This window comes from Algicella marina, assembly GCF_009931615.1.
Taxonomy (GTDB): domain Bacteria; phylum Pseudomonadota; class Alphaproteobacteria; order Rhodobacterales; family Rhodobacteraceae; genus Algicella; species Algicella marina.
This window is the reverse complement of the sequence record NZ_CP046620.1, coordinates 312,775-327,074: the sequence shown is the minus strand read 5'-3', so window position 1 is coordinate 327,074 and position 14,300 is coordinate 312,775. Positions and strand designations below refer to the sequence as shown.

Sequence of the window (14,300 nt, the reverse complement as noted above, 5' to 3'; positions counted from 1 at the left end):
TCATTCGAACTCCATGATGATGTCGTCCACCGCCAGCGAAGCGCCCGGCGCGGCGTTGATCTTCGTGACGGTAGCCTTCTTCTCGGCACGCAGAACGTTTTCCATCTTCATCGCCTCCACGGTGCAGAGCGGCTGGCCCTCCTGCACCTCGTCGCCTTCCTGAACCGCGATGGATACGACAAGGCCGGGCATCGGGCAGAGAAGCAGCTTCGAGGTATCCGGCGGCTGTTTCTCGGGCATCAGCGCGGCCAGTTTCGCCTGCCGGGGGGTATAGACGCGCGCCACATGCTCTGCACCGCGGTAACGGATGCGGAACCCGTCAGTCCGCTGATCGACCTTGGCGAGCAGCGGATCGCCGTCCACTACGCATGTTGCCAGCGTCTGGCCGGGCGTCCAGTCCATATCCTCCAGCGTCATCGTGCCGTCACCGTCTGCCACTTCGCAGACATCGGCATCGCCAGTGACAGAGAATTCGAATGTCTGCCCGGCGATGGCAACCACAAGTTCCAGTGGATCCGGCAAGTCGCGTTCTCGCATCTGCCCGGAAATGGATAGCGCCCGCTCGGCACGCAGCGCCTCGCACCTGGCGGCGAGGGCCGCCAGTTGGCGTAGCTCCTTCGGTGAAAGCTCCGCCCCCGCAAAACCATCCGGATATTCCTCGGCGATGAACGCAGTGGTGATGTTGCCACTGCGGAACCGCTCATGCGCCATCACCGCCGACAGAAACGGGATGTTGTGGCCAATGCCTTCGACTTCAAACGCATCCAGCGCATCCTGCATGCCCGCGATCGCGGCGCCACGCTCCGGCGCCCATGTGCAGAGCTTGGCGATCATCGGGTCGTAGTACATCGAGATTTCGCCGCCTTCGTAGACGCCGGTATCGTTGCGCACCACGGCCGTATCGCTGGCGCTTTCCTCGGGCGGGCGGTAGCGGGTGAGGCGGCCGATGGAGGGCAGGAAGTTGCGGTACGGGTCTTCGGCATAGAGGCGCGATTCCATCGCCCAGCCGTTCAGGGTGACATCCTCCTGCGTCAGGCTCAGCGGCTCGCCGGCGGCGACGCGCAGCATCTGCTCCACCAGGTCGATGCCGGTGATAAGTTCGGTGACGGGGTGTTCGACCTGAAGGCGGGTGTTCATCTCCAGAAAGTAGAAGTTGCGTTCGCCATCGACGATGAATTCCACCGTGCCGGCGGAGGCATAGTTCACCGCCTTGGCGAGTGCGACGGACTGTTGGCCCATCGCGCGGCGGGTGGCCTCGTCAAGGAAGGGGCTCGGCGCCTCCTCGATGACCTTCTGGTTGCGGCGCTGGATCGAGCATTCACGCTCGCCCAGATAGATGCAGTTGCCATGCGCGTCGCCCAGCACCTGAATCTCGATGTGGCGGGGCTGGGTGACGAATTTCTCGATGAAGATGCGGTCGTCGCCGAAGCTCGATTTCGCTTCGTTTTTTGAGGACTGGAAGCCCTCGGCCACCTCCGATTCGTCCCATGCGATGCGCATGCCCTTGCCGCCGCCTCCGGCGCTTGCCTTGATCATCACCGGGTAGCCGATCTCGCCCGCGATCTTCACGGCCTCGTCGGCATCGCCGATCAGGCCCATGTAGCCCGGCACAGTCGAAACCCCGGCCTCGGCGGCGAGTTTCTTGGAGGTGATCTTGTCGCCCATCGCCTCGATGGCATTCGGCGGCGGGCCGATGAAGGTGATGCCGTTGGCGGCAAGCGCTGTCGGAAAATCCTTGTTCTCCGACAGAAAACCGTAGCCGGGGTGCACCGCCTCGGCGCCGGTTTCCTTGCACGCGGCGATGATCTTGTCGATCACCAGATAGCTCTCGGCGGCGGCGGGCGCGCCGATATGCACGGCCTCGTCGGCCATTTCGACGTGCAGCGCGTTGCGGTCGGCATCCGAGTAGACGGCGACGGTCGCGATCCCCATGCGGCGGGCGGTCTTGATGACACGGCAGGCGATTTCGCCCCGATTGGCTATCAGGATCTTCTTAAACATTGCGATGTCCTTTGGGGAGGGTCGGCGAACGGCGTGTGCGGGCACGCAAAAGGGCCAGCCCGAAGGCTGACCCTGAAATAATCAGACGGTGACGAGAATGCGCGTCAGCGAAGCTCGCGGCGCACGTCGTCGCTGATGACACCGGCAGCACCGCCAAGCACGGCGCCGGTGACGACATTGCCGCCGAAGACTTCCGCTGTGACGGCACCCGCCGCAGCGCCCGTCGCGCCGCGTTCGAGATCGGTGTCGCCGCACGCGGCGAGGGTAAGCAGCAGGGCAGAGCCCGCAAGCAGTTTGACGCAAGACATGTTTTCACTCCGTTCGTTGTGCTCGTATTAACTCTACGAACGGATGTGGGGTTTCCGTCTTCACGCACAAGTGAGGAATCCGCATCGGCGGAAAAGCGCTTGTTTTGCAACAACTTTGACATCAATCCGTGACCTCGACCGCATTTGGAAAGGTCTCAGCCGCGGCCGATACGTCGATCCGCAGCAATGCGTCGTAGGATATCGGGTCGAACGGCTCTTCTGCAGGAATCACCTCTCGCCCGAACAGCCAGCACAGCCGCCCGGCATCGAGGTTGCCGCGCGCGAAAGGCTCATCGCCGAAGTAATCCCAGAGCGCCGCAAGAAACGCCTCGTCCGCGCGCCGGTCGGCGGGGCGACGGTCGCGATAGCGCTCCCGCGCGGTCAGTTGTGTAGGGGTATCCTTGGCGGGACGACGGATTGTGAACTGGTAGTCCGAACCGGGCATACGGCTCGGAAAGCCCTTGTGTTTCAGCATTTCGCGACTCCCGCCAACGGGTGCGCTGCTGCCACAAGCACTGTGGCTTGCCCCCGGCCACGCGCAGGGCGGGCCGGGAGGCGAAGGCTGGGCCTATCAGACCTTGCCGGTGAAGACGGGCTCGGGCTCGACGTATACGGGCTCCGGCTCCGGCTCTTTGGCGCAGGCCGCGAGGCCGATGACGATTGTGAGAACGCTGAGTTTGAGCGCAGTTGCCATAAGGTTGTCCTTCCAGGGAAGTTGTTATTTTGCACGCAGCAGGGTGCCAGCACCCCACCGAAAAGAATCGTAACCTGTTGAGAGCGAAAATCAATCATCCTCGTGGCCTATCTCCGGCAAGAGCCCGCTTATGGCGCGCAAAACGGCACCAGCGATCGCGGTTTCGCGGGCAATCGAGCACCGCGCCGATGCGGTTGTGCAGCCTGTCGGACAAGGGATTGCGGGCCGAGATCATGCCGCCGGCCGTGACATCCAACCCACCGACCCGGCGGGTAATGTGAACCACTGGCGAAAATCCACGCTGCCCGGCCAGCGCCCGCCATACATCCTGCCTGATCTGATGTGCCATCCGAGCCAACGATACCGGCGCTGTAACATCGAGTGCGCGCGATACCGCCACATCCAGCCGCGCCCGGCCCGGGCGGCTGACTGTGACGGCATCGTGCTGCCGTTCAAGGTGCCATGTCTCTTTCACAGACTTGTCCTTTCGGGCGTGTATCCGCTCACAGCGGAATGTTGTCGTGCTTCTTCCACGGGTTCTCCAGCTGCTTGTTTCGCAGCGATGCAAAGGCCCGGGTCACGCGCCGGCGGGTCGAATGCGGCATGATCACCTCATCGATGAAGCCTTTCTCGGCGGCGACAAACGGGTTGGCGAACCGACCCTCGTATTCGGCGGTACGGCCTGCGATCTTTTCCGCATCACCAAGATCAGACCGATAGATGATCTCCACCGCGCCCTTGGCCCCCATCACGGCAATTTCCGCCGTGGGCCACGCATAGTTGAAATCGCCGCGCAGGTGTTTGGAGCTCATCACGTCATACGCGCCACCATATGCCTTGCGCGTGATCACGGTGACCTTTGGCACCGTCGCCTCGCCATAGGCGAACAGCAGTTTCGCGCCGTGCTTGATCACGCCGCCGTATTCCTGGCCCGTGCCGGGCAGGAAGCCGGGCACATCGACGAAGGTGAGGATCGGGATCTCGAAAGCATCGCAGAAGCGCACGAAGCGGGCGGCCTTGCGGGAACTGTCGATGTCTAGGCAGCCCGCCAGCACCATGGGCTGGTTGGCCACGACCCCGACGGTGGAGCCATCCAGCCGGATGAAACCGGTCAGGATGTTCTTGGCGAAGTCCTTCTGAATCTCGTAAAAATCGCCCTCGTCAGCCACCTTGTGGATCAATTCCTTCATGTCGTAGGGCATGTTGGGATTGTCGGGGATCAGGGTGTCGAGGCTCGGCTCCACGCGGTCGGGCTCGTCAAAGACGGGGCGGACGGGCGGCTTTTCGCGGTTGTTGAGCGGCAGCAGGTCGATCAGGCGGCGGGTTTCCAGCAGCGCCTCCACGTCGTTCTCGAAGGCGGCATCGGCGACGGAGGATTTGGAGGTGTGCGTCTTGGCCCCGCCCAATTCCTCGGCCGTTACCACCTCGTTGGTGACGGTTTTCACCACATCGGGGCCGGTGACGAACATGTAGGACGAATCGCGCACCATGAAGATGAAGTCGGTCATCGCAGGCGAATAGACCGCCCCGCCCGCGCACGGCCCCATGATGACGGAAATCTGCGGCACCACGCCCGAGGCGGTGATGTTGCGCTGGAACACGTCGGCGTAGCCCGCAAGGCTGGCTACGCCCTCCTGGATTCGCGCGCCACCGGAGTCGTTCAGCCCGATCACAGGCGCCCCATTCTTGACCGCCATATCCATGATCTTGCAGATCTTCTGCGCATGCGTTTCCGACAAAGAGCCGCCAAGCACGGTAAAATCCTGGCTGAAGACATAAACCATGCGGCCGTTGATCGTGCCCCAACCCGTCACTACGCCGTCGCCCGGATACTTGTGTTCGGCCATGCCGAAATCGGTGGCGCGATGGGCAACGAACATGTCGAACTCTTCGAAGCTGCCTTCATCCAGCAGCACATCCAGACGTTCGCGCGCGGTCAGTTTGCCCTTGGCATGCTGGGCATCGATCCGCTTCTGGCCACCGCCGAGACGGGCCTGATCGCGGCGCTTCTCCAGTTCTTCGAGAATGTCTTTCATTCGTGCCTCCACCGTTGTCGGCAGCTTAGAACCGCCGGGGCTGGGCGAGAAGGGAATTTTGGTGTATTTGCAAACTCATTGCGATTTAAGTTCTGCGTTTTGCAAATTTGCGGAGTATGCGATGAGCAGTCAGAAACTCTACGCCGGCGTCGCCCTGCGCGATGTCCGCCTTGCGTCCCGTCTCACGCAGAAGGATTTTGCCGCGCGGCTTGGGGTATCCCTGTCCTACCTGAACCAGATGGAGAACAATACGCGCCCGACCTCTGCCGCCGCCGTGTTGGGGCTGGCCCGGGAATTCGGGTTCGACGTCTCGACACTTGCGGTGGACGAGGCCGACCGGATGGTGGCCGACATGCGCGAAGCCCTGGTCGATCCGGTATTCGGCAGTGCCGGGCCGACACTGGCGGAACTGCAATTGGTGGCCACCAACGCGCCGGGCCTGTCCAGGGCGTTCCTCACGCTCTATCGCGCCCACCGCCAGAGGGTGGAGCAGATTGCCTCGCTGTCCGACGTTTTGGGGGACGAGGGCACCGGACTGGCGCCGCAGCCGTGGGAGGAAGTGCGCGATTTCTTCCACTACTGCGACAACTACATCGACGCTGTCGACCGCGCTGGCGAGCGGTTCGCCGAAGGCCTCGAGGGTGCGCCGGTGGCAGCGCTGGCGGCGGAACTCGAGCAACGTCACGGCATTGCCGTCCGCATCGAACCAGGCGGTGCCACCCGCAGCTACGACGCGCAACGCGCCACATTACGGCTTTCCGCCGAATCTGGGGCGGCCACCCAGGCGTTCCAGATCGCGCATCAGGTGGCACTGATCGCGCAGGCGGAGCTGATCGAGGCGACGCTCGACCTCGCCGATTTCCGCACCGAAACGGCGCGAAATATCTGCCGCATCGGCCTCGCGAACTATTTTGCCGGGGCCGTGTTGCTGCCATATGGCCGTTTTCGCGCAGCGGCGGAGGAGAAGCGTCACGATCTGGAGCAACTTGCACTGGCCTTCGGCGCCTCGCTGGAGCAGGTGGCACACCGGCTCTCCACCCTCCAGCGTGCCGGCAACAAGGGCGTGCCGTTCTTCTTCGTCCGCGTCGACCCCGCCGGCACGATCACCAAGCGCCATTCCGCCACCCGCCTGCAATTCGCACGCTTCGGCGGCGCCTGCCCGCTCTGGAACGTCCACCGCGCCTTCGAGACACCGGGCCAGTGGCTGCGGCAGGCGGCGGAAACCCCGGACGGCGTGCGTTATTTCTGCCTTGCGCGTGATATTTCCCGCTCCGGCGGCAGTTTCGCCGCGCCGACCCGCCGTTATGCCATCGGGCTGGGTTGCGAAGTGCAGCATGCCGGTGCGCTGGTCTATGCCGACGGCATGGACCTCAGCCGCGAGGCAGAATTCGACCCGATCGGCATTTCCTGCCGGATGTGCGAGCGGCCGAACTGCCATCAGCGCGCCCTGCCCCCGATGGATCGCGCACTGCGCGTAGACCCGGCGGAGCGCGGCATCCTGCCCTATTCTCTGCAATGACCTTGCGGCCCGCGACCCATCGACGTATTTCCTGAACCACGTTCAGGAGGCACGACATGAGCACACGCGACAAACGCGCAGCAACCCGCGAAAAGCTGGTCGAAGCGGCGACGAAGCGGATCACCGATGACGGGCTGGCATCTCTGCGCGCACGCGATCTGGCGGCCGACGTCGGCTGCGCCGTCGGCAGCATCTACACAATCTTCAAGGATCTGGAGGCGCTGGTGCTGGAGGTGAACTCCGCCACCTTCCGCGACCTCGGCGCCCATGTTACCGCCGCAGTCAAGGCCCAGCCTGCCGATGCCTACGAGGCGCAACTCGTCGCCATGGGACAGGCCTATGCCGGATTTGCCCGCCTGCACCCCAACCGCTGGTCTGCCGTTTTCAATGTCGAGATGTCGAACGCCGCCGCCGTGCCGGAGTGGTACAACGAACAGGTCAAGCAACTGTTCATGATCATCGCCGTCCCCCTCGCCGCCCTGCGCCGAGACCTGGACGAGGCCGATGTCCGCCTGCTGACACGCGGCCTGTTCGCCGGTGTCCACGGCATTGTGCTGCTGTCGGTGGAGGATCGCATCTCCGCCGTGCCCACGGATGATGTCCCGCGGGTGATCGAATTGCTCGTCGGCTCGGCCGTTCACCCTCCAGTGTGACGTTTACGTAACGTCATTCTGAACAGTGTTCATTTTTGTCTTGAACGGCGTTCATGGAATCGCTATTCCTATTTCATGAACAGCGTTCACGAAACGCAGCCAGCAAGGAGCGAGGGGAATGTTCAGAACACTCAATACACTGATGCGGGGGGCCGCAGCACGGCAGGAGGAGGCACTGGTGGACCGGTTCGCCGTTGACCTGCTGGACCAGAAGGTCCGCGACTGCGAAACGAACCTGAGGGCAGCCAAGGCCACGCTCGCCGCCCTCATCAGTCGCCACCGCACGGAGCAGCGGCAACTGGAAGCCGTCAATGACCGCCTGTCGGACATGACGGCCCGCGCCGAAGAGGCCCTCAAGGCCGGGGCGGAAGACCTCGTCCTCAAAGCTGCCCAGGCCATCGCCGAACTCGAGAACGAGCGCGACACCCGCCAGAAGGCCGTCGAGAGTGTCACCGCCCGGGTAGAGCGGATGCGCGACAGCCTTGACCGGGCGCACCGCCGGGTGGTCGACCTGCGCCAGGCCGCGATGCTGGCCCGCGCCACCGACCAGGAGCGCAAGGCGCAGAAGCGCTTCTCCAACACCATCACCCGCACGTCCGACATGACGGAGGCAGAGGAACTGGTGGAGCGGATCATGGGTCAGCGCGACCCGTTCGAGGAGGACGAGATCCTCTCGGAGATCGACGCCGACCTGACAGGCAAGACGGCACGCGACGATCTCGCCGCAGCCGGCTATGGCCCGAAGCTGAAAACCAGTGCGGAAGACGTGATCGCCCGCCTGAAAGCCAAGCAAGACAAATAACGCCTAATACGGAGAAGACCGATGAAAAACGAATCCAACGAAATCTACACGATGTTCAACATGGCGGGCATCGCCACCGCCTACGGCATGCTGGCCCTGTCCATCTGGCTGGCGCCGGTGGACCTCTCGACCAAGGGGTTCTGGGGCATGGGGGTGTTTCTCCTCACCCTGTCCCTCGTGAATTTCGTCAAATACCGCATCGACGCACGGTCCCAGCAGGACCGGATCAACCAGATCGAGGCGGCCAGAACGGAGAAGATGCTGGAAGAGTACGTCTCTGAGAAAAAGTGACGGAGTGGGGGTAACCCGATTAACGAGTGGCCTGTGCCAGTAGAGTAACGAGGTTTTGCGAGTGTCCCGCGAGTTAGGGGGCGTAACGAGACAGTCGGCGTGTTTCACCAGTATGCGCGTAACACAGGCACCAGCACTTCAACGGCCGCCACCCGGAACTTTCGGGTGGCGGTTCTTCCGTTTCCGGGAAAGAATGCGCCGAGCGAACGTGGGGCAAATGATGATCACTTCCGCATACGTCCAGTTGATGAGTCGCTACGGCATCTGGCAGAACGCTGCGCATATCCGCGCGATGGCCGCGCTCTCCCCGGTAGAGCGCAGCAAGGACAGGGGCGCATTTTTTGGCTCCATCGAGGCTACGGCGAATCACCTCCTCTGGGGCGACAGGACGTGGCTCAGCCGCTTTGCCGGCACTGCCGCGCCAGACCGGAATTCCATTGCCGACAGCGCGCGGGAAACGGCGGACTGGCAAAGCTACGAGGCCGGGCGCCGCCACACGGACGCCGCCATCGCGGCATGGGCAGAGGAAATCACCGACGCCCAGCTTGCCGGTGAGCTTAGCTGGTTCTCGGGCGCCATCGGCAAGGAGGTGACGAAACCCTTCGCCCTGCTCGTTGTGCATTTCTTCAACCACCAGACGCATCACCGCGGCCAGATCCACGCGATGTTGACGGCCGCAGGCGCTAAGCCGGAGGCGACGGACCTGTTCGTCATGCCGATGCAGGAGTGACGCGAAACGCCCTGCACCTCAGATGGCGCGGCTCATGCGGACGGCGGGAAAGACGACAGCATTTCCCAGCCGCAACTCCACCCCCGCTTCCACCTCGAACCCCTGCGCGGCATAGAACGCCACAGCCGTTCTGGTGGAAAAACATTCCAGCGCCGTCAGCCCAGCCGCCCGTGCATCCAGCAGCACCCGATGCATCACCGCCGCAGCCACGCCCTTGCGCACATGGACCGGATCGGTGGCGAAATGGCGGATGTGGCCGGCCACGCCGCGCTGCGCCGTCCCGCCCGGCGGCGCCAGCGACCAGCCGCCCGCCCCCCAGATCCCACCGTCCGCCGCCTCGGCCACGTAATAGGTGCCGGACCGCAGCAGTTCGGGCTGGGCGCGGCTGATCAGGGGAATCGCCGTCACCAGCACGGAGGGAGGATAGTCGGCCTTCAGCAGCCGCGGGTAGGAACGCGAAAGCAACAGGTCCACCGCACCCATGTCATCGCTGCGCGAGGCCCTGATGAAATACGCCGGCCCGGCTTCTGCATCGCGTTTCCAGAGTGGGAACCGCATCACGGCGTCCTTTCCCCAAGGCAAATACGAAAAAGCCGCGCTGTCTCCAGCACGGCCTAGCAGTTTGGTATGTCGGGCAGGATTACTTGATCTTGCCTTCTTTGTATTCCACATGCTTGCGTGCAACCGGATCGTATTTCTTCACGACCATTTTCTCGGTCATCGTACGCGCGTTCTTCTTTGTCACGTAAAAGTGGCCCGTGTCCGCGGTGGAGTTCAGGCGAATCTTGATTGTCGTCGGCTTGGCCATGGGACCGTCTCCTTTGGGCCACGCGCGCGGAAGCTCCGCCGGGGCGCTCGTAAAATCTGAAGCCGCTCTCTCACATACCGCAGCGGGAGTGTCAAGCAGGCAAGGCCTCAGAGCATCAGAAAACGCGAATGCTGGCCGCGATTGTCGAAAAACGGCACCGGGCGCGCATCCGCGGCGGCATCCGCCAGCCGTGCCGCAACCTCGGAAAGCACGATTCCGGTGATGAACGGCAGGTCCAGGGCCCGCGCCGCCTGCAACGGCACCCACTGCAGGTGCGAAAGCTCGTCGTCGGATTTGCTGAAATCCTCCGGATCGCCGCAGACGGCAGCGGCGGGCACGAGGAAGAAACGGGCGTCGAACCGGCGCGGACGACCCGGCGGCGTTATGGCCCGGAAGACGAACTGCATTGCGGCGGCCGTGGGGTAGAGACTGGCTGAGGCGAACTCCGCCCAGTCCTCAAGCCCGCCCAATGCAGGGTCATCTTGCCTGCGCGGACGGCCGAGCAACAGCCCCGTTTCCTCCCGCAACTCCCGGATCGCGGCGGAGGCCAGGGCGCCTGCCATCCCTGGTGCCGCCTCCTTCGCCAACCTTGCGGTGCAAATCTCCGGCAAGCCCGGCGCAGCCGTTACCGCCGCATCGCCCATATCTACCCGCCCGCCGGGAAACACGAACTTGGAGGGCATGAAGGCGGCCTTGTCGCCACGCTGGCCCATCAGCACTTCCGGGCCGCTGGCGCCTGTTCGCCACGCGATCAGCGTTGCGGCATCGCGAATGGGAGTGTCGGCGGACTGTTCCATGACCATTGCCATAAGGCCGGCGCCATGTCCCTGTCCAGCCCTCAGCCGTTGTGGCCGAATCCGTGCATCCGCTTGGCCCACTGAACCCCGACGAAAACGCCCTTCAGGCGCGGCAGCAGGTAGAGGGCCAGTACCGTGAATACGCTGGAGAAACCGACGGCCATCACCCAGCCGGCCGGCCGCCAGAGTTCGAAGACAAACAGCATCAGCGGCGCCAGTATATGCCCGGCAACAAGGATCGTGGCCCATGCCGGCCCGTCATCGGCGCGGTGGTGATGCAGCTCCTCGCCACAGACAGCGCATTTGTCCCGCACCTTCAGATAGCTCTGCATCAGCGGTCCGGTGCCGCAACTCGGGCAGGTCCGCTGCCAGCCGCGCAAGGCGGCCTTGCGGGTGTCGCGGGCATCATCTGCCGAGGAATGGTGTGAATCGTGTGTCATGAGTTCTTCCATACCAGCCAGATACGCCTCCTGCCGGGGAAATACCCTAAGGCAAATTGCCTTGCGTCGGGATGTCGCAAAGAATCTGCCGCACCCGCGACGGAACCGTCCCTGCCCCGCGTTCAACGGAGGACAGACAGGCAAGAGGATGCAATTCGGCGAATGCAGGAACCATCGGCGCGGCAGGCGGCGCATCTCGCTTTCGGTAACGGTGCGCCTTAAAAGGCTGACATGGCGCTCGACGATCCCGAGATCAGGGCGGATGCCCGGGCCCTCAGGGCCTATGCCAGCGGCGCACCCGGCGTCGCGGAGGAACTGACGGCTGCGCATGTTCCAAGGGTGCTGGCCCTGGCCATGCACATGCTGGGCGACAGGACGGAAGCGGAGGATGTGGCGCAGGAGGCAATGATGCGGCTTTGGAAGATCGCACCGGACTGGGAGGATGGCCGCGCGCGGATTTCGACCTGGCTCTACCGGGTCACCGCCAACCTCTGCACCGACAGGCTGCGCCGGCGCGGTCGGCAGATGCCGCTGGATGACACCTGCGAGCCGGAGGATCCGGCCCGCAGCGTCGAGGCCGGGCTGATCGAGGCGGATCGCGTCGCAGCGCTGCGCGAAGCCCTCGGAACGCTGCCCGAAAAGCAGCGCCTGGCCGTCACGCTTCGCCATCTGGAGGAGCGCGGCAACCCGGAAATCGCGGAGATCATGGGGGTTTCGGTCGAAGCGGTGGAAAGCCTGATCGCAAGAGGCAAGCGCGGACTGAGCGCCGCCCTGATGGGACAGGCCGGAAATTTGAGCTACAAGGATGGCACAACATGAGTGATCCGAAGAAACACAGTGACACGCTCGACCGTCTGCTTGCGGACCTGCGCGCGGAAACCCCTGCCCCCACGCCGGAACTGCTGGCGCGTATCGTCACCGATGCGCGCATGGTGCAGCCCCGCAGACAGCCCGGGGCGCTCGCCCGCCTGCGGGCCGTGTTTTCCGCGGCGCTGGAAGGCACCGGTGGCTGGCAGGGCATGGGTGCCCTGGCCGCTTCCGCCCTCTTCGGCGTCTGGCTCGGTGCGGGCAGCGGCCTGCCGATCAGCGTGACGGCGGCAGAGATAACCCTCGGCGCACAACCGGCCGTGCTCGAGGCCGATACCGACAGCGCCGACGATCCGTTCGCCATTTATCTGGCAGAGGGATGACAGATGGCTGAACCTGTAACCAAGGCACGCAAACCACGCTTTACCCGGGGCCGGATTCTGCTGATCGTGTCGCTGTCGCTCAATCTGCTGTTCATCGGTCTGATTGCCGGTGCGATCTGGCGCGGCCCACCGCCGCGCCTGGCCGGACCAAGCGGCGAATTCCGTGTGATTGAACATTCCCTTCCGGAACCGGCTCGAAAGATACTGCGGGAGGCGTTCCGCGAGCGTCGCAGCGCATTCCGTGATCGGATGCGCGAGGTGGAGGCCAACCGCGCGGAACTGATCACGCTCCTGCGGGCCGAAACATTGGACACCGCTGCAGTCGGTGCGCTCTTTGACCGTCAACAAGCCTTCTGGATGACCGTCAGTAGTGAGGCGCAGGTCATAATGCTGGAGACAATCGAAGGCATGAGTGCCGAAGAACGGGCCGAGTTCGCCGCCAACCTCGAGGAGTGGCGTGAGCGCAAGAAGCGCAAGCCTCCGCCGCCACCGCGCGAGAAACCCTGAGCCACAGCTTTCAGGGGCGCGGGAACCCTGCCCGCGCCTCGGCCACAGCCGCCCGCATCACGCAGCCTTCGGCGTGATCGTTGATCAGACCCATGCTCTGCATGAACGCGAAGGCTGTCGTCGGGCCGAAAAACTTCCACCCTCGGGCCTTCAGCACCTTCGACAGCGCCACCGACGCCGGCGAGGTCGTCACGCTCTGCGGCGGCACGGCTTCGGCTTCACCGGGTTCGAACCGCCACAGGAAACGGGCAAGAGAGCCCTCGGTATTGGCGATTTCGCATGCGACACGCGCATTGTTCAGCACCGCGTCTATCTTGCCCGCATGTCGCACGATCCCGGCGTCAGCCAGCAGCCGCGCCCTGTCCTCCGAACCAAAACCGGCTACCGCACGATAATCAAAGCCCGCAAAGGCTGCGCGGAAATTCTCTCGCTTGCTCAGGATCGTCCGCCAGCTCAATCCGGATTGGAAACTCTCCAGGCAAAGTTTTTCGAACAGACGGGTATCGTCGGCCACCGGCCAGCCCCATTCGTCATCGTGATACCTGAAGAAATCTGGGGCCGCCGCGCACCATCCGCAGCGTGGCCGCCCGTCCGGGCCGGTCACCAGTGTCATCGCTCAGGCCGCCGCGAAGGCCAGCGCCGGCGCAGTGCGTTTGGCGTTGATCTCGATGATCTCCGGCGTCACCACACCATGAACGACGAAAGGGTCCTCTGCCACCCGCGCCTCGATTTCGGCCCGGCTTTCGCCATGCGCCAGCACGCCGCCGCCACCCGCGGGCGCAAGGGAACCAACAAGCTGGAAGACCCCGGCCTCGAACCCCTGCGCGATCCACTCGTTGTGCGCCTGCATGTGCTCCGGCGCGGCCGCCCTGTTGGCGGCAAATCTCAGCAATACGACGAACATTGCCGCCTCTCCCTTCTCTTTCGGTTCAATTCTGCCCCACACAAAGGCTGTGCAGCCACACCTCCAGCGCCGCCACCTCCCTGCGGATAAAATCCTCGTCGCGGAACGCGGTGGCCAGCGCCGCCACCCCTTGCGACCGCGCCAACACGTGCAGCGCCAGCGCCTCGGCCTCATCCTCATGCCCGAGCTTTCGGAACTCTGCTGCCAGCCAGTTCCGGAACAGCGCGAATACCTCCGCCGCCCGGCCCTGCGCCGCGTGATCGAGCTTGGACAGCTCCGCCGAAAGCGTGCCCACCGGGCAACCGTAGGCCATGATACTGGCGCGATTGACGATCAGGATGCGAATGAAGCACAGGATCCGGGCCTCTGCGGCACCCGCCTCCGCCGCCCAGTCCGCCAGCATTGCCCGCGTCGCCTCCATCCGCCGGTCGATCACCGCGTCGAGGATCGCGTCCTTGGTCTTGAAATGATGATAGAAATTTCCGCGTGAAATGCCGACGGCAGCCGCGATATCGGCAAAGGATGTCGCCTCGAAACCTGTCTCGTAGAACAGCGTATCCGCCGCCGATACTATCTTCGCACTGGTTTCGTTCCGATCGGCCATGGGCATTCCTAGGTCA

General features: G+C 63.9%; 21 protein-coding genes. 8 read left to right on the top strand and 13 right to left on the bottom strand.

All coding sequences use genetic code 11. The annotated features are described in order from the left end of the window. From GO499_RS01770 to GO499_RS01750, 6 genes are all read right to left on the bottom strand, one after another. Entirely contained in the window at positions 1 to 2,001 is a 2,001-nt protein-coding gene (locus GO499_RS01770; protein WP_161860571.1) for an acetyl-CoA carboxylase biotin carboxylase subunit, read from the bottom strand. Between the two features lie 104 nt (positions 2,002 to 2,105). Continuing rightward, on the bottom strand, positions 2,106 to 2,309 hold the full coding sequence (locus tag GO499_RS01765) for a hypothetical protein (protein WP_161860570.1): 204 nt from the start codon (positions 2,307 to 2,309) through the stop codon (positions 2,106 to 2,108). A gap of 121 nt (positions 2,310 to 2,430) precedes the next feature. Further along, positions 2,431 to 2,784, bottom strand: a complete 354-nt coding sequence (locus GO499_RS01760) for a hypothetical protein (RefSeq protein WP_161860569.1) — start codon at positions 2,782 to 2,784, stop codon at positions 2,431 to 2,433. Between the two features lie 96 nt (positions 2,785 to 2,880). Next, entirely contained in the window at positions 2,881 to 3,003 is a 123-nt protein-coding gene (locus GO499_RS19615) for a hypothetical protein (RefSeq protein WP_284154861.1), read from the bottom strand. Positions 3,004 to 3,097: 94 nt separating this feature from the next. Further along, positions 3,098 to 3,478: a hypothetical protein gene (locus GO499_RS01755; RefSeq protein WP_161860568.1), complete on the bottom strand. Its 381-nt coding sequence runs from the start codon at positions 3,476 to 3,478 to the stop codon at positions 3,098 to 3,100. 28 nt (positions 3,479 to 3,506) lie between these two features. Further along, entirely contained in the window at positions 3,507 to 5,039 is a 1,533-nt protein-coding gene (locus GO499_RS01750; protein WP_161860567.1) for an acyl-CoA carboxylase subunit beta, read from the bottom strand. Positions 5,040 to 5,160: 121 nt separating this feature from the next. Between GO499_RS01750 and GO499_RS01745 the strand changes: the two genes are divergently transcribed. The 5 genes from GO499_RS01745 to GO499_RS01725 all read left to right on the top strand — a co-directional run bounded on the left by GO499_RS01745 (position 5,161) and on the right by GO499_RS01725 (position 9,034). Further along, entirely contained in the window at positions 5,161 to 6,558 is a 1,398-nt protein-coding gene (locus GO499_RS01745) for a helix-turn-helix domain-containing protein (RefSeq protein ID WP_161860566.1), read from the top strand. A 56-nt stretch (positions 6,559 to 6,614) separates the two neighbouring features. Then, positions 6,615 to 7,211, top strand: a complete 597-nt coding sequence (locus GO499_RS01740; RefSeq protein WP_161860565.1) for a TetR/AcrR family transcriptional regulator — start codon at positions 6,615 to 6,617, stop codon at positions 7,209 to 7,211. A 118-nt stretch (positions 7,212 to 7,329) separates the two neighbouring features. Beyond that, positions 7,330 to 8,013, top strand: a complete 684-nt coding sequence (locus tag GO499_RS01735) for a PspA/IM30 family protein (RefSeq protein ID WP_161860564.1) — start codon at positions 7,330 to 7,332, stop codon at positions 8,011 to 8,013. A 21-nt stretch (positions 8,014 to 8,034) separates the two neighbouring features. Then, positions 8,035 to 8,304: a YiaA/YiaB family inner membrane protein gene (locus GO499_RS01730; protein ID WP_161860563.1), complete on the top strand. Its 270-nt coding sequence runs from the start codon at positions 8,035 to 8,037 to the stop codon at positions 8,302 to 8,304. 220 nt (positions 8,305 to 8,524) lie between these two features. After that, positions 8,525 to 9,034, top strand: coding sequence for a DinB family protein (locus tag GO499_RS01725; protein WP_161860562.1), 510 nt, complete (start codon positions 8,525 to 8,527; stop codon positions 9,032 to 9,034). Between the two features lie 18 nt (positions 9,035 to 9,052). Here GO499_RS01725 and GO499_RS01720 read toward each other — a convergent pair whose 3' ends face one another. The 4 genes from GO499_RS01720 to GO499_RS01705 form a co-directional block, all read right to left on the bottom strand. Continuing rightward, complete coding sequence (locus GO499_RS01720) at positions 9,053 to 9,592, bottom strand: GNAT family N-acetyltransferase (RefSeq protein ID WP_161860561.1); 540 nt, start codon at positions 9,590 to 9,592, stop codon at positions 9,053 to 9,055. 82 nt (positions 9,593 to 9,674) lie between these two features. After that, positions 9,675 to 9,842: a 50S ribosomal protein L33 gene (gene rpmG / locus GO499_RS01715; RefSeq protein WP_009572866.1), complete on the bottom strand. Its 168-nt coding sequence runs from the start codon at positions 9,840 to 9,842 to the stop codon at positions 9,675 to 9,677. A gap of 107 nt (positions 9,843 to 9,949) precedes the next feature. Then, positions 9,950 to 10,639, bottom strand: coding sequence for an NUDIX hydrolase (locus GO499_RS01710; RefSeq protein WP_348520794.1), 690 nt, complete (start codon positions 10,637 to 10,639; stop codon positions 9,950 to 9,952). 41 nt (positions 10,640 to 10,680) lie between these two features. Further along, complete coding sequence (locus tag GO499_RS01705; protein ID WP_284154860.1) at positions 10,681 to 11,079, bottom strand: DUF983 domain-containing protein; 399 nt, start codon at positions 11,077 to 11,079, stop codon at positions 10,681 to 10,683. A 231-nt stretch (positions 11,080 to 11,310) separates the two neighbouring features. Between GO499_RS01705 and GO499_RS01700 the strand changes: the two genes are divergently transcribed. From GO499_RS01700 to GO499_RS01690, 3 genes are read left to right on the top strand one after another with little or no spacing between them, the layout of a single operon-like run. Further along, positions 11,311 to 11,898 (top strand): sigma-70 family RNA polymerase sigma factor, encoded by a 588-nt coding sequence (locus GO499_RS01700; RefSeq protein WP_161860559.1) that lies wholly within the window; start codon positions 11,311 to 11,313, stop codon positions 11,896 to 11,898. Further along, complete coding sequence (locus tag GO499_RS01695; protein WP_161860558.1) at positions 11,895 to 12,269, top strand: hypothetical protein; 375 nt, start codon at positions 11,895 to 11,897, stop codon at positions 12,267 to 12,269. Before GO499_RS01700 ends, GO499_RS01695 begins: the two co-directional genes overlap by 4 nt. 3 nt (positions 12,270 to 12,272) lie before the next feature. Continuing rightward, positions 12,273 to 12,776: a periplasmic heavy metal sensor gene (locus tag GO499_RS01690; RefSeq protein WP_161860557.1), complete on the top strand. Its 504-nt coding sequence runs from the start codon at positions 12,273 to 12,275 to the stop codon at positions 12,774 to 12,776. A gap of 10 nt (positions 12,777 to 12,786) precedes the next feature. Here the strand turns inward: GO499_RS01690 and GO499_RS01685 are convergent, their stop codons facing one another. From GO499_RS01685 to GO499_RS01675, 3 genes are read right to left on the bottom strand one after another with little or no spacing between them, the layout of a single operon-like run. Continuing rightward, positions 12,787 to 13,389, bottom strand: coding sequence for a DNA-3-methyladenine glycosylase I (locus GO499_RS01685; RefSeq protein ID WP_161860556.1), 603 nt, complete (start codon positions 13,387 to 13,389; stop codon positions 12,787 to 12,789). A gap of 3 nt (positions 13,390 to 13,392) precedes the next feature. Then, positions 13,393 to 13,680, bottom strand: coding sequence for a YciI family protein (locus GO499_RS01680; RefSeq protein ID WP_161860555.1), 288 nt, complete (start codon positions 13,678 to 13,680; stop codon positions 13,393 to 13,395). Positions 13,681 to 13,705: 25 nt separating this feature from the next. Further along, positions 13,706 to 14,284, bottom strand: a complete 579-nt coding sequence (locus GO499_RS01675; RefSeq protein WP_161860554.1) for a TetR/AcrR family transcriptional regulator — start codon at positions 14,282 to 14,284, stop codon at positions 13,706 to 13,708. Positions 14,285 to 14,300: the final 16 nt, after the last annotated feature.

Bases quoted from the DNA above. Each gene is read 5' to 3' on its own strand.
- GO499_RS01765 (WP_161860570.1), bottom strand. From the start codon at position 2,309: ATGTCTTGCGTCAAACTGCTTGCGGGCTCTGCCCTGCTGCTTACCCTC.
- GO499_RS01705 (WP_284154860.1), bottom strand. From the start codon at position 11,079: ATGACACACGATTCACACCATTCCTCGGCAGATGATGCCCGCGACACC.
- rpmG (WP_009572866.1), bottom strand. From the start codon at position 9,842: ATGGCCAAGCCGACGACAATCAAGATTCGCCTGAACTCCACCGCGGAC.
- GO499_RS01730 (WP_161860563.1), top strand. From the start codon at position 8,035: ATGAAAAACGAATCCAACGAAATCTACACGATGTTCAACATGGCGGGC.
- GO499_RS01735 (WP_161860564.1), top strand. From the start codon at position 7,330: ATGTTCAGAACACTCAATACACTGATGCGGGGGGCCGCAGCACGGCAG.
- GO499_RS01690 (WP_161860557.1), top strand. From the start codon at position 12,273: ATGGCTGAACCTGTAACCAAGGCACGCAAACCACGCTTTACCCGGGGC.
- GO499_RS01770 (WP_161860571.1), bottom strand. From the start codon at position 2,001: ATGTTTAAGAAGATCCTGATAGCCAATCGGGGCGAAATCGCCTGCCGT.
- GO499_RS01720 (WP_161860561.1), bottom strand. From the start codon at position 9,592: ATGCGGTTCCCACTCTGGAAACGCGATGCAGAAGCCGGGCCGGCGTAT.
- GO499_RS01675 (WP_161860554.1), bottom strand. From the start codon at position 14,284: ATGGCCGATCGGAACGAAACCAGTGCGAAGATAGTATCGGCGGCGGAT.
- GO499_RS01740 (WP_161860565.1), top strand. From the start codon at position 6,615: ATGAGCACACGCGACAAACGCGCAGCAACCCGCGAAAAGCTGGTCGAA.
- GO499_RS01760 (WP_161860569.1), bottom strand. From the start codon at position 2,784: ATGCTGAAACACAAGGGCTTTCCGAGCCGTATGCCCGGTTCGGACTAC.
- GO499_RS01680 (WP_161860555.1), bottom strand. From the start codon at position 13,680: ATGTTCGTCGTATTGCTGAGATTTGCCGCCAACAGGGCGGCCGCGCCG.
- GO499_RS01700 (WP_161860559.1), top strand. From the start codon at position 11,311: ATGGCGCTCGACGATCCCGAGATCAGGGCGGATGCCCGGGCCCTCAGG.
- GO499_RS01745 (WP_161860566.1), top strand. From the start codon at position 5,161: ATGAGCAGTCAGAAACTCTACGCCGGCGTCGCCCTGCGCGATGTCCGC.
- GO499_RS01725 (WP_161860562.1), top strand. From the start codon at position 8,525: ATGATCACTTCCGCATACGTCCAGTTGATGAGTCGCTACGGCATCTGG.
- GO499_RS01695 (WP_161860558.1), top strand. From the start codon at position 11,895: ATGAGTGATCCGAAGAAACACAGTGACACGCTCGACCGTCTGCTTGCG.
- GO499_RS19615 (WP_284154861.1), bottom strand. From the start codon at position 3,003: ATGGCAACTGCGCTCAAACTCAGCGTTCTCACAATCGTCATCGGCCTC.
- GO499_RS01750 (WP_161860567.1), bottom strand. From the start codon at position 5,039: ATGAAAGACATTCTCGAAGAACTGGAGAAGCGCCGCGATCAGGCCCGT.
- GO499_RS01685 (WP_161860556.1), bottom strand. From the start codon at position 13,389: ATGACACTGGTGACCGGCCCGGACGGGCGGCCACGCTGCGGATGGTGC.
- GO499_RS01710 (WP_348520794.1), bottom strand. From the start codon at position 10,639: ATGGAACAGTCCGCCGACACTCCCATTCGCGATGCCGCAACGCTGATC.